General features: G+C 59.8%; 7 protein-coding genes. 3 read left to right on the plus strand and 4 right to left on the minus strand.

Going from position 1 to position 13,276, the window contains the following annotated elements:
- Positions 1 to 28: 28 nt before the first annotated feature.
- The gene (locus NXS98_RS08965) at positions 29 to 892 is read left to right on the plus strand and encodes a helix-turn-helix domain-containing protein (protein ID WP_283844620.1); all 864 of its coding nucleotides are present in this window, start codon (positions 29 to 31) and stop codon (positions 890 to 892) included.
- Positions 893 to 950: 58 nt separating this feature from the next.
- On the opposite strand, the gene NXS98_RS17790 is transcribed toward NXS98_RS08965, so the two are convergent.
- The 4 genes from NXS98_RS17790 to NXS98_RS08985 all read right to left on the minus strand — a co-directional run bounded on the left by NXS98_RS17790 (position 951) and on the right by NXS98_RS08985 (position 8,421).
- The gene (locus tag NXS98_RS17790; RefSeq protein ID WP_425499906.1) at positions 951 to 1,349 is read right to left on the minus strand and encodes a hypothetical protein; all 399 of its coding nucleotides are present in this window, start codon (positions 1,347 to 1,349) and stop codon (positions 951 to 953) included.
- 54 nt (positions 1,350 to 1,403) lie between these two features.
- Positions 1,404 to 1,787, minus strand: coding sequence for an immunoglobulin domain-containing protein (locus tag NXS98_RS08975; protein WP_283848201.1), 384 nt, complete (start codon positions 1,785 to 1,787; stop codon positions 1,404 to 1,406).
- A 173-nt stretch (positions 1,788 to 1,960) separates the two neighbouring features.
- Entirely contained in the window at positions 1,961 to 2,167 is a 207-nt protein-coding gene (locus NXS98_RS08980; RefSeq protein WP_283844621.1) for a hypothetical protein, read from the minus strand.
- A complete protein-coding gene (locus NXS98_RS08985; protein ID WP_283844622.1) occupies positions 2,161 to 8,421 on the minus strand; it encodes a lamin tail domain-containing protein in 6,261 nt (2,086 codons plus the stop codon). Before NXS98_RS08985 ends, NXS98_RS08980 begins: the two co-directional genes overlap by 7 nt.
- Positions 8,422 to 8,934: 513 nt before the next feature.
- Here NXS98_RS08985 and cas9 point away from each other — a divergent pair.
- On the plus strand, positions 8,935 to 12,348 hold the full coding sequence (gene cas9, locus NXS98_RS08990) for a type II CRISPR RNA-guided endonuclease Cas9 (protein WP_283844623.1): 3,414 nt from the start codon (positions 8,935 to 8,937) through the stop codon (positions 12,346 to 12,348).
- Positions 12,324 to 13,268 carry a type II CRISPR-associated endonuclease Cas1 gene (gene cas1, locus NXS98_RS08995; RefSeq protein ID WP_283844624.1) on the plus strand — a complete coding sequence of 315 codons (945 nt, stop codon included), beginning with the start codon at positions 12,324 to 12,326 and terminating at the stop codon, positions 13,266 to 13,268. Before cas9 ends, cas1 begins: the two co-directional genes overlap by 25 nt.
- The last annotated feature ends 8 nt before the right edge of the window (positions 13,269 to 13,276 follow it).

A 13,276-nucleotide genomic window follows, 5' to 3' on the forward strand; every position in this document is an offset into this window, starting at 1 on the left:
ACTTGCAGGATATTAAGATTTAGCCGGTATGATGCGTTTCAATGCCAATCGCAAGGACTTCGAGCCGTACGGTTTCACCTGCGTGCGGTGGGAGGCCAGCATCATCAAGCGTCCCGACCGGCATAACGAAATTGAACTCAATTTCCTGGAAACCGGCCAGGTCACCTACCTCTTATTTGGCCAAACGGTGATGGTGCCAGCGGGACGCTTGGCGGTTTTTTGGGCCGGCATCCCCCACAATACCATCCACTTTGAAGGGCTGACGGAATACTTCGTTTCCACCATCCCCTTGGTCTGGTTTCTGCAATGGCGTCTGCCAGAGCATTTTACCCACCTTATCATGCACGGCCACCTCATTATGGAACCAGACCCATCCCGCGCCGCGGCGGATGCCACCTTGTTTCGGAATTGGCTGGAGGATGTGGCCACCCCGTCCGAGGAAAGACGCCACATTACCCTCTTGGAAATTGAGGCGCGCTTGCGGCGGCTGGCCTTGAACGTGCCAGCGCCGGACACGGCAAGTCCCCCCTCCCGGCACCCCACCCCGGCGGTTTTAAGCGAAAGCCATCTCAGCCGGGCCGAGCAGATGGCCGCCTACATCGCCCAACATTACACCGAGCCTCTGACGCTGGAGCATATCAGCCGCGCCGCGGGCTTGCACCCCAACTACACCGTCGGCGTCTTTCGCCGCGTGTTCGGCACCACCCCTTTGGAATACGTCATCCAACACCGTCTTTCCCATGCCCAACGCCTGCTGGCCACCACCGATGAATTAATTCTGGATGTGGCATTGAACAGCGGGTTTGGCAGCCTCAGCCGCTTCAACCAGGCATTCCGCCGTGCCTTCGGTTGCACCCCGCGCGAGTACCGGCAGCGCCATCGGGCCACCTGAAACAAGCATCTCAGGTGGATTCAACCTGCTATTTTGGTCTTCTCCTCTTGCGCCTCAATCATGGGCCGGGCAGGGTTACGCCCAGGCGGTAATAGCGTTGTCCACTGCCACCGCTCTGCACCGGCACCTCCACCCACCGGTTGCTCCCCGCCGCCGGCACACTCTCCAGCGTCAGCCAGTTCGTCCCCCCCAAACTCCCCAAATACTCCACCACATACACCCGGTTCGACACCGCCTCAAACCGCAGCGTCAACCCACCACCCCCTCCCCCAACCACCCCGCCAGCCCCCAGCCGCATCACACTCTCCCGCACCCCAGGATGCGTCCCCGCCACGTACTCCTCCCAGTTGCTCATCCCATCCCCATCCAAATCCCCATCCCGATTGTCCACCCCCACCACCAGCCCATGCGCCACCTCCCACTCGTCCGGCAACCCGTCCCCATCCACATCCACCACTCCCCTCCACCGTCACCACCGCCACCCCGCTCGTCACCACCCCATACGCATTGCTCACCACCACCCAATAACTCCCCCCATCCCCCAGACCCACACTCGCCACCACCAGCTCCGACCCCGTCGCCCCCACCACCAACACCCCTCCCGATACCACCGGTAGCTCAACGGCTCACTCCCCAGCCACCACCCCCAACCGCAATTCACCCCCACCCGCACCACCACATTGCTCGGCCCCACCACCACCCGCGGCCCCTCCTCCAAACTCACCACCGCCACCCCGCTCGTCACCACCCCCGCCGCATTGCTCACCACCACCACATACGCCCCCACATTGCTCGCCCCCAAACCCAACAACCCCAAAACGCATTCGTCCCCCACCACCGCGTTGGTCCCCTCCCGCCACCACTGGTAGCTCAACGGCTCAGTCCCGCTCGCCACCACCCGCAACAACGCCTTGCCCCCACCGGCCCGCTCACATTCGTCGGCCCCACCACCACCCCTGGCCCCACCGCCCCTCCCGCACCACCAGCCGCATCGGATACTCCTTCACCCGCCCCGCCGGATTGCTCACCACCAAACTCCACTGCCCCCATGCTCCGCCACCACCGGACTCAACACCAATCTGTCCCCACCGCCCCAGGCACATTCGTCCCCTCCCGCCGCCACTGGTAACTCACACTCCCCACCGCCGCCACCACCGCCCGGATCACCACATTGCTCCCCAACACCACCTCCCGATCCCCCACCGGCTCCACCACCGTCACATTGCCAAAACTGCTCGACAACCCACCCCCCGTCGTCGCTATGTTCGTCACCACCGCCCGATACAAACCCGCCTCCTGCAACAACATCCGCCCCCACCGCAACACACTCTCCCCACCCACGTGTCGTTCGTCCACACCGGCGTCGCCTGCCGCTGCCACACCAGCCGATACGGCGGCGTCCCCGTCACCACCACCCGCATCACCAACTCCTCCCCCTGCGTCACCAGCTCATGCACCGGCTGCACCGCATACCCCGCCCGCACATACACCACCAACCGCCCCACCGCACTGGTGTCCATCCCATACGCATTGCTCACCACCAGCCAGTACCGCCCCGCCTGCCCCTCCTGCACATTCGCCAAACTCAACACTACATTCGTCCCACTGGCCGTCGCCCATCCCCCACCGGCGCCCCTCAAAATACCACTGGTACCCCACCGGCGCCTCCCCACCACCACCGCCCGCAACACCGCCGTGTTCCCATTGGTCGCCACCACCTCCCCCACCGGCCCCACCACCCGCGCCGGCACGTTCACCACCAGGTTCGCCACCGCGCTCGTCACCACCCCCGCCGCATTCCACACCACCGCCTGCCACTGCCCCTGCTGCCCCTTCTGCACATTCGTCAACACCAGCGTCAAATTCGTGCTCAGATAATAATTCGCCCCGTTCAACCGCCACTGCACCCAGTACGGCGGCGTCGGCTCCACCCCCACCCGCAACACCGCATCGCTAAACGCCAACACCGCCTGACTCGCCGGCTGCTCCACGATCACCGGCGGCACCTGCACCGAGACCCAGGCGGGGGCCGTTTCAAAAGCCCCGGCCTGGTTCGACACCACCACCGAGTAATAACCGCTCTGACTCAATTGCGCATTGGCAATGACCAGCACGGAATTATTCTCCCCGGGCATATTCTGGCCATTAAACCGCCATTGATAAGTCACCGGATAATGCGAGCAGACATCCACCGACAGCACCGCGGTGCCATTGGTGGCGATGGCCACCGATGCCGGCCCCGCAACCAAGGATGCCAGCCCCCGAGGCTGCGACACCGAAGGCCCGCCGGCCGTGGGCGGTTGCGCCGCCCAATTGAGCGGGTCAGCGCCCAATTCACGCGCCGACAACCGGTGCAAGGACCGCCCACTGCCATCAGCGCCGCACGGCCACGGCAAATTGTCCCAATAAGTGAAGGCGTCCATGTACACATAATTCCCCTGATAAAATTGTTGCAACCGAATGATATCAGTATCGTTGTTAAGCTTGCCTTGGTATGGGCCAAAAAGTGCCACCTCTTCAGGCACCTGGTACATGGAACGGAAGGCCGCCGCCATGGCGCTGTCAGCCGGGTCGAAATTCACCAGCAACACATACCCCCCGGCGGGAATGACGGCATTGGTGGGGAAATCAAAATCCACTCCACCCCGCAAACGCCAGGCATTGGTGCCTGTCGGGCTGCCCAAGACCATGGCATTCGTCGTGGTATTCCACAACTCAATGAACTCGTCGCGGGTATTATCCACCGGCACATACATCGAGGGATTGAAACCGACAGGATCAAATTGCAACAAGTCCGGCGGCCGATACATGATTTCATTCACCACCAACGGACTGTACAGCGGCCCGCTGTTGGCTGCGCCCATGGTGTTGGAGGCTTGCAACACGCACAGCTCCTCGCCCAGTTCGGTCACGTGCCGCCCAAACGTCACTCCCACCGGCGACGCGCCAAAAGTGAAACCGTGGTAATAGCCGGTCAGTTGGCCGGCGCTGTTGCCGCTGAACAGGTACACATCATCCCCGCCCGCGCCAAAGGCAAACCCCTGTCCATTGGGATTAAACTGCGCCTCGGTGACCACCAAATAACCATACGCAGGAATGCTGGCACCCGTCGGGAAACGATATTTGCGCGGCGCATTAAAGTCATCGCTCAGGTACCAATTTGCCACGGACACCGCCGTCGGATTGGGATTGTACAATTCCACCCAATCGCCACCCGCCGAGCCACTGTTAGCCATCACCTCGTTCACATAGACCGGCAGCAACGACGGCGGAGCCAAATCATCCTGGCCAGGAGACCCATTTTCACTGGTGCTGGTGCGCCATTGCTGCGGATTTTCCCACGCCCGCCAGTCCGCCAAGTCATTGACCACCACCAAGGAGGCACCCAAGCCGTCCGCCAAAGGCTGCCAATTGTTGTTGTAAGTAAACTCCAGGATTTTCTCGCCCGTGGCATCCACTAAACGGAGAGTTTCCCCGTCGTTGTTGAGGTAGCCGCTGTACTCGCCGGCAATCCGCAGACCCGCCCCGTAACGATTGGTGAAGGCCCCGCGATTTTTCACCACCAACACTTTTTCGCCCGGCCCCAGTGAGGTCACACTGCTGCCAGTAAAATTGAATTCGATGCCCGTGGTGAATCGGATGCCGTTCAAATCCAAAGTGACATTGGTGCTGATATTCTTCAGCTCCACAAATTCATATTCCTCCTTGTACGTGGAATCCCCGGCCACCGCGGGCGGGTTGTACATGACTTCCGTGATGCGCAGGAATTGCTGCGCCAGACTCGGCGAAGGCGGATAGCTGTTGGAGCTGACCAAACGCCCACGATCATCAGACAACAGAATAACATCGCCCCAGGACGAAAGCTGGCCGTCATACCCTCCCACCACAAACAAGCCCTGCCCCGCCCGCGGCCCCGTGGCACGGGACTTGAAGCCCACAATGCTACGGGCCACATACACCGCGCCGGTGGCAGGCACTACCGTGCCCGGCTTAAAGGTGAACCGCACCCCCCCCTGCAAGCGCCAGCCCGAAATGTCCAGCGCCAGATTGTTGCGATTGGTGATGCAAATATATTCCTGGTCTTGATTACCCGAGGCCGGATTCACCTCCCAATCCAAAATATCCAACACGGCATTGGTGGGCTGCGGCAACGGGATGCCGGCATTGCTCGTCTTGGTAATACCAATGGGCAAGGCGGTGTTCGTCACACAATGCTTGCCAAAGAAATGCCGACGGCGGGCGTAAAAGAACTGCTCAATCATTTGCTGCACCCCCGTGTAAATATCAATGCCGGGCGTGAAATTATTCTGGCCGCCCACCGCCGGCCAGCCCCAGCGGGCGCGGTCGCGTATCGCCTCCTCGGCCATGTAATCGCGCAAGGCATAAATGCGCTGTTCCACGGGTGATGCACCCGGCGGCGCGTCCGGCGGCAAAATCCATGTGTCCATCAACGTGCGCAAACGCCGCAAGTACATCTGCCGCAGTTGGGGCACCAGGAAGAAGGTGTCATAAACCCGGTTATAAGCGCCGCCGGGGCCGCTGAGCGCCAAAGTCTGCGATGATCCATACAACGGATGCGCCTTGTGATTGTCATTGGTGGCCTGCACCCCATTGTACAACGAGGCGTCGCCTTCCGCGTAAATCGCCCCCCACGAAAGATTCATGTCAAAACCAATGATGCGCCACAGCCCATCGCCGTCGTTGTCGTGATACAGGGTCATGTTGGCCCAGACGTCGTCGTTTTCATGCACCCACCGCGCCACTGCCAGGTAATTGAGCACGTTGGGCACGTCGAACAAATCCAGAGCATTGATGCGCCGGGTCTCCGTGGGCACGGACTCCGCAATTTTATTGGCCAGGTCCAAATAATCGGCATCAGTGGTGTCCCAGCGGCGGGTCTTCTTGTCGAAGCCCCCCGTGCTGGCCTTGTTTGGCGTGACCTGCCCGGCGGAGTTGTAGAGCGCGCCATTGGGATCCCAGCCCAGCCGCTCCAACAACTCTTCCCCATGCAAAATATTATGATTGGCCAACTGGTAAAACGCACCATTCATTTGCAGCCGCACCGGATGGTAAAAGGTCGCCGGCGAGCCAAACATTTCACACAACCAGAACGACAACCCCTGTCGCATGTAAGTAGGGTCCGGCCAGTCCGCCACAAAAGAGGTCTTGCGCAGCCTCCCACCCCCGGGCCCGGGGTGCCGGAAAGGCTGTTCGCGATTAAACTCCAGGCGGTGGGATTTTTTGGTGTAAGACCGCGTCGTATTACCCCTTACGCGCATGAAGATGTTGTCATAGAACTCCCCGTCGTAAAACACCGACGCCCGCCCGCCGGTCTTGTTGGGATCATCCACCCCCACGTTGGCCGTGTAGTTGGAAACAAAGAGATGAATGATGGGCAGCTTGCTCGTCAAATTGGGATCGGCCACCACCGTGCCAAAATATTCCGCCGAACCCAGCGGGTCCTGGAACAAGGGCCACCGCGATGAACGCCCTTGCACATCCTGCGCCTGGAAATACCACCGAATCATCTGCCCATTGGTGGCGCCCGGAATGATCGCTGTGTAAATGCCGTCCCCCGCCACTGCATCCCCCGCCGCCCCATCATCGCGCATGGAAATGACGCTCTGATTGTTGTACATCACCCGGTAATACAGCAGCACGTTGGACACGGCGCTGAAAGTAGGCGTCACCTTCGCCGTGATGGTCAGGTTCTGGTTGGGATCAGGCTGGGGCCGCGGCGAAAAATCGTTGTTGCTGATGACCGGCCCCAAATCCCGCGTGCCCACCCCGTTGAAATCGCCGGGCGTGGCCGTGATAAAATAGCGGGGCGTAGCCTCATAATTCCCCGCGGAGGAGTAGGTCAGTTCCGCCTCCAGCAGGAAATCCCCGCTGGTGGCCGAGTCGTTTAATCCCTGAATGGCCAGCACGTTGGTGCCCGGACGCAGCAGCGAAATATAATCCGCCAAATCAAACGTTTCCCACACCATGGCCTGTGCCTTGCCGCGATCGGCCAGCGCCGTGGCATTCCACGTCAAGGTCTCCGGATCATTCGCCGAAGCCACCAACTGCCCGTTCAAAAACGCGGCAAAACCATCCTCGTAACGCATGCGCAGCAGCAACTTGTCCACCGAGGACGGGTCATTCATCGTAAACTTAAACCGCGTGTACAGCGTGGCATTTTGGTTCAGCATTACGCCGCGCACATCGGCGCGCACCAGGTTGCTGATGCTCAGCGGCGTCAAGGCCCCCTGGTAAATCTGGTTGATTTCCGTGGCGCTCAATGCCCGCAGCCACACCGCCAGTTCATCAATGTCACCGGCGAAGTAATTGCCGTTGGCATCCAAAATCCCGCCACCCCCAATGTTAAACGGCGAGGCGCTCGTGCCATAACTGCTCGAACCCGTGCCCGAGGCCACTTGCACCCCGTCCACAAACAACCGGATGCCCGTGGAATCGCCCACCGCCGCCACGTGATGCCACTCGTTAATGGGATAAGGATAACTCCAGGAAAAATTCCCGCTGGGGGTGTACAAGTGAATCTGCGGCGTGCCCGGATTAAGCCAGCCAAATTCCAGACTGTCATTCTGCCCAAACAACCCATCCCGCGCGCGCGGAGTGGCCGTGGGACGAATCCACGCCATCATGGTGAAAGCCGTCGCATTCACAATCATCGCGCTGCCCGCGGTGGCATACGAGCTGGAGCCATTGAACGAAGCACAGGTATTGTTGGCATCAAAACCCGGCTGCCCCGGCGGGCGCACCCCGGCCGCCCCCAGCGTCACCCCATTGTAAGTGGCGTGGTACAGGTTGGTGGCTGCATTGGTCGCCGTGGTACCGCTCAGTTCATTAAACCGATAATACATCCGCGGCCCCGCATTCAAGATGACCTGCGCTCCCCCGCTGCCGCCTCCGCTGCCGGTGTCAAAGCCCATCCCATTGCCCGCTGTGGCCCACCCACTGTCATCAAAATCCTCGCGCAGCCAGTTCGTGCCCAACGCATCATCCACCGGCACCCGGATGCGCGCCATCGCATTGGTGCCCACCAACACATAATTCGTCACCAACATCGGCAAACCATAACCGACATTCTGAAATTGCTGGGGATAACTGGGCGTGTACTGGCTGGCAATCGTCCCGTCCGGCCGCACCAGCGCCAGGAACCGCCCTTCAGCCGACAGGCGAAAACTCGTGTGCAACGGGCTGCCCGGCTCCCGCCGATTCTTGCCCGACGCCCACACCAGCATAAACCGATTCGGTCCCAGATTGGTCGCCGGGAAGCGCCAGCGATTCAGATTATTCGCGCTGTCCGTCAACGCCCAATTCAACAAATTGACCGTGTTGGAACTGATGTTGTGAAGCTCAATCCAGTCGGAACTATCTCCATCCTCGTCGGTAATCAGCCCCCCATTGGAGGCCATAAACTCGCTGATTACCACATCCGCCGCGGGCAAAGTTAACGGCACGTTGAGGACAAACAGGAGGGTCAGACCGGCAAAAACTGCCGCCAGCCGTTGCGCCAATGTTTTCATGCGTCTGATGGATGGTTGTTACACTTAGGTTACAAGCTAAACCAAAAATTGCAATGCCTGAATGCAAAATCCACCCCCAAAACCTCCATTTGCACCAAGGGCCGCTGACACCGCAGCGGATTCTCAGCGCCCTCACCTCCGTCCGCGCTCCCGCTTACCTCCTACCACCATGCGCAGATGCCGCGTGATGGCGGTGACATGCCACCTCCACGCAAATCTCCCCTCACGCTTTGCGGTTGCCAAATCGGCCCAACAATGGTTGACTGGGCCTCATAGCCTGAATTGAAAAAAAACATGGGATGCACCGCGCCAGTAATCAAATGCCGACTCCTGCCGTCGTGCCACGGTCGCTCTGCAGAGCACTCCGCATGCAACCATAAAAAAATCGCCGGCGGGGAACCGGCGATTTTTTATGAGATGCTCTTCAAACCCGGTGTGCGGCTTGGCCGCAGGGAACCGGTCTGCACGCATCTAACTTTGTCTTGATTCATTAACACTCTACCTCATCCCTTTATGCAAAGCAACCACAAAAATACTCCCTCCCAACCCGACCTCGAACTGGCCTTTGACGTCGGCCACAGCTCCATCGGCTGGGCCGTCCTCCAGGAGGTCAACTCCCCATCCCCGGCCAACGATGAATTGCCCACCCCAGCCCTGCTGGGCTGCGGCGTGGTCATCTTCGGCGCCGACGATTGCCTGGCCAAAAAACGCCGCGATTACCGCCGCCAGCGCCGCCACATCCGCGCCACCCGGCAACGCATCGCCCGCTTGAAATCCCTGCTCGCGCACCTGGGCGTCCTCAAACCGCACCAACTGGACAAGCCCGGCTGCGCCTGGCCCTGGCTCCTGGCCGCCCGCGTCCTCCGCGGTGGCCCCCTGCTCTCCTGGCCGGAGTTGTGGGACGTCCTCCGCTGGTATGCCCACAACCGCGGTTACAACGCCAACCGCCTCTGGAGCCGCCAGGAGCACGGGGAAGAAGAAGATGCGGAAAAAGTGCAAAATGCCCGGCATCTTTTGGAGAAGCATCAGACCCGCACCATGGCCGAAACTATTTGCGCCATTTGCGGCCTGGACCCCCTCGGCAATAAACGCTCCTGCCATCTTCCTGGCGACCAGCGTCCCAAGGGCCTGAACGCCGCCTTCCCACGCGAAATTGTGGAAGCTGAAGTGCTGGACATCCTCGAACGTCACAAAAATCGCCTTCCCCAGCTCAATCAGGCTTTCATACATGCGCTGATGAGCGATTGGAAAGCCATTGGTTGTCCGTCCATTAAATTGCCGGAGCGCTACCACGGCGGCCTCCTCTTTGGCCAGCTTGTCCCACGCTTCGATAACCGCATCATTTCCTCCTGCCCCATCACCTTTGAAAAAGTTTTTCAGCAAACCCTCCAGGAAACCCAAGACCCCAAAGAGGCCGAGCACCGCGCCACCAAAGCCGCCAAAGTGCCCGCCGCCAAATGTCCGGAATTCCTGCGCTTCCGCTGGGCCATGCTCCTGGCCAACGTCAAAATCTCCCAGGCCGGCAACGGCCATGTGCGCCCGCTATCCGTAACAGAACGGCAAACCCTGCACCAAAAAATGGAGGCCAAAGGCTTCCTGACCAAGGACGAATTCAAAAAAGCCGTGCGAGAATTGACCCACAACCAGCCCGACAACCTGGACCAGATGCTCATGCCGCCGGATGCCGACAAAATGCTCGTCCTTGACCCGGTCAAAAAGGCGCTTTCGCAGCCCTTCCTAATCGCAATTTGGCCCCATCTGCCCATCCGGCTCCAAAAACGCGCCATCGGCCAGTTACGCCATGGTAAAAGCATTACCTTGGCAGAGCTTTGCAAAAACGCCTCGGAAGAAGAACGGCGGCGCCTCCAGCAAGCCCTCCAGGATTTTGCCGCCCAGGAAAATACCAAGAAGAAACGTGGCCAGACCCACACCGTGGAGGACTGGCTCAAACAACGCCTCCATGCCGACCTCCCCAGCGCCCGCGCCCCTTACACCCGCGAAGTCATGCGCCAGGCATGGCAGGACGTCATGGAAAAAGGCATCCACCCCAAGGAAAAAGACGGTTGCCTCTACCGCGATGAAGCCATCCGCGAAGCCCAAATCCAACGCAGCATTGACCAACAAACCAACAACCATCTCGTCCGCCATCGTCTCAAAATCCTCGAGCGCCTCCACCAGGACATCCTCAAAGCCTATGCCAATGAGGACCCATCGCGCATCAAACGCATCACCATCGAGGTCAACCGCGAATTGCGCGACTACTCCGGCATGACCCGCAAAGAGCAGGAACAAGACCTGGGCCAGCGCCTTGCCCATTTTAAATCAGCCGTCAAAAAACTGGAGGAAGACCTCAAAGGGAACAATATCCGCATCACCGCCGGCCTCATCCGCAAGGCGCGCATCGCCATGGATTTGGACTGGACCTGCCCTTACACCGGCAAAGATTACGATGCCATTACCCTGGCCAGAAAGGGCGTGGACAAAGACCACGTCATCCCGCGCAGTCAACGCGCCAGCGACAGCCTGGATTCCCTCGTCATCACCTTCCCGGAAGTCAACCGCATGAAAGGCAAACGCACCGCCCTGGCGTTCATTGAGGAATTCCAAGGCCGCACCGTGGAAGGACGCCCCGACCTCACCATCCGCACCGTCAGCCAATACCGCCAATGGGTGGAAAGCCTGGATACCCGCAAAGGACATGCAGAAGATATACGCCGTAAAAAACGCCGCAAAGAACTCCTCCTCCTCCGCGACTATGTCGAGGAGGAATTCACCCCCCGTGACCTGACCCAAACCTCCCAGTTGGTCCGTCTGGGCGCCGCTTTGTTGCAACGTCCCTATCTTGAACTCGAGCAAAAACCCGTCATCACCTCCCTCCCCGGCAGCGTAACTGCCTTCATCCGCCGCGGCTGGCAATTGCTGGGATGCCTCAGCCTGGCCAACCCCCAGGTCCTCGACGAATCCGGCCACGTCCGCACAAAGGATGAAATCCGCGGCATCACTCACCTGCACCACGCCTTGGATGCCTGCACCCTCGCCCTCGCCAGCCATTACCTCCCCCGCGATGGCCACTTCTGGCGCCTCCTGCTCAAACGCCGTCTCAATTCCGCCGAGCAACGACAGCTCGCCCACGCCACCCGCGGCCTATGCCAATTCAACAACGACGGTGAAGTTGTCCTCCGTGACCTGCCCGCCGCGTTCAAAGAACAATTGCGCCAGCGCCTCGCCGAGCGCCGCGTCGTCCAGCACATCCCCAAAGACATGTCCGGCCTGCCGGCCGAGGAAACCGTTTATCGCGTCTTCGACCCCCAGGACTCCCACCCCTCCGCCAAGCGCCTGCGCCGCTGGTTTGAAGCCCAAAAGGTCAAAATCCCCGCACCCCAAGATGACACCGTCCTCATCGTGTGCCGCAAGCGCATCTCTTCGGCAGATGCCCAGTCCGGCACCGTCTTGCATGAAACCAAAACCTGGCGCTGGGTGTACAAAGAAGTCGAGAAATCCAAACTCATCGGCTTGAACCCCGAACCCGGCTCCCCGGGCAAACTCAAAAAACTTAAGGCCGTCAAAATCATTGGCGACAACTTTGGCATCGCCCTTGACCCTCAGCCCACCATCATCCGTTTCCACAAAGTCTGGCACCAGCTCCAGGCCCTGCGCCGCCAAAACCAAAACCGCCCCGTCCGCGTTTTGCGTAACGGGCAGCTTATTCGAGTGCCCGATGGTAGGTACGAAGGCGTGTGGCGTATTGCGAGTGTGAAAGCAGCCATGACTTTGGACATAATCGCACCAGATCGGGTTAAAGTCGAAAGCAAGGGAGTTGGAATTAAAAGAGATGTAAAACTTGCAACCCTTGTAAAAAACGCAATGGAAATTCTCGATTCCAGCTACGTCGGAATTGCAGCATGTCCTATCACATCGTCAACATAGACTCTCCGCAATGCTCCATCAGTTGTCGCGACGGCCAGCTCGTCTGCAAAACGGCTGACTCCGAACGCAAGCTGCCGCTGGAAGATGTGGCCGCCATTATCATTACCAGCTTCTCCGCCTCCATCCACAGCCATCTCTTCCTGCAGGCGGCCAAACATGGCGTGGCCCTCATTTTGTGCGAGGCCTTCAAGCCCGCCAGTCTCGTCCTCCCCGCCCGGAGGGCCACCGACACGCTGCTTTGCCGCGCACAAATCGCCCTCAGCGAACATCAGCGCGCCGCCCTTTGGCAAAAAACCATCGAGGCCAAATGCCAGAACCAGCTTGCCCTGGCCGAGTCCTTGGCCCCCCGCCATGAACGCCTGCCCGACTTGCGCACCGCCGCTCGCAGCCGCAAACCTCACAAGGAATCCTTTTGTGCCCGATATTACTGGCAAATCCTAGGCTCCGCCCTGAACACGCCCGACTTCAATCGTGGACGCCATGCAGGCAGTTGGAATAACCTGCTCAACTATGGATATGCCGTCCTCCTCTCCGCCACCCTCCAAAAACTTTTTGCCCTGGGGCTGGACCCAACCTTTGGCATCTCGCACGCCACCCGCGAGCGCAGCACCCCCCTGGCTTATGACCTCATGGAACCCTTCCGCCCCTGCGTGGATTGGCGCGTCATCCAGTGGATGCTCAACCACCCCCACGCCACCGCTTGGGAAGTCACCAAGGAATTCCGCCAATGGGTCACCGGTTTCGCCATCGAGCGCGTGGAATACCTCGGCTTCAACCTGGACATTCACGGCTGCCTGGAAGGCGTAATCCGCGGCTTCCGCCGGGCGGTGGTGGAAAAACAAACCAGATATTACCGCCCCTGGCTGACCAAAAATGGTTTTGCCAAAGTTGAAAAAATTACAAACCAGCAGCTTTCCTGAGGCGCCAG

The sequence above is a fragment of the Fontisphaera persica genome, assembly GCF_024832785.1.
GTDB classification, from domain to species: Bacteria; Verrucomicrobiota; Verrucomicrobiia; order Limisphaerales; family Fontisphaeraceae; genus Fontisphaera; species Fontisphaera persica.